1 protein-coding gene is annotated in these 497 nt (G+C 52.3%); it reads left to right on the top strand.

The window, feature by feature from the left end:
- Positions 1 to 359: acyl carrier protein (locus ON44_RS33580; protein WP_040697967.1), on the top strand; the 359-nt coding region annotated here is incomplete at its 5' end.
- Positions 360 to 497: the final 138 nt, after the last annotated feature.

The raw sequence follows: 497 nt of genomic DNA, 5'->3' as shown, positions 1-497 counted from the left end.
TCACCGCCATCGAAGCACGCAAGCGCTTGAAGACCGCCACCGAAGTCGCGGTCCCGGCGACGTTGATCTTCGACTACCCGACCCCTAGAGCCGTCGCCGAGCACCTCCATCAGAAATTAGCCGGTAACGACCATTTCAATGGCCCTTCTCGTGAAGACGAAGCTGTCGTTAGTGAATTCCTCGCCAATGCGTCAATGGAGCGACTCCGTTCGGCGGGCATCTTTGATCATCTATTGAGATTTGCCATGGAGGATAGAAGTAATTCTGTCGCCAAGGGCGGTGATATGACGCAAGACGCGGTAGATGAAATGGATCCCGAAAGTCTCGTGCGCTTCATCATGCAGCGCGACATGAATTGATCGGAAAGAATTAGATATGTCTTTGTCGATAGAAGAACTTGTTAAAGCTCTGCGTGTCTCCGCCAAGGAGAATTTGGCTTTACGGCAATCGAATGAGCTATTGGTGGGTCGTTCGAGTGAACCGATCGCGATCGTGGG

The sequence above is a fragment of the Nocardia vinacea NBRC 16497 genome, assembly GCF_000308835.1.
GTDB lineage: Bacteria > Actinomycetota > Actinomycetes > Mycobacteriales > Mycobacteriaceae > Nocardia > Nocardia vinacea.
The sequence above is the reverse complement of the archived record's forward strand: the minus strand, read 5'-3'. Positions and strand labels throughout refer to the sequence as shown.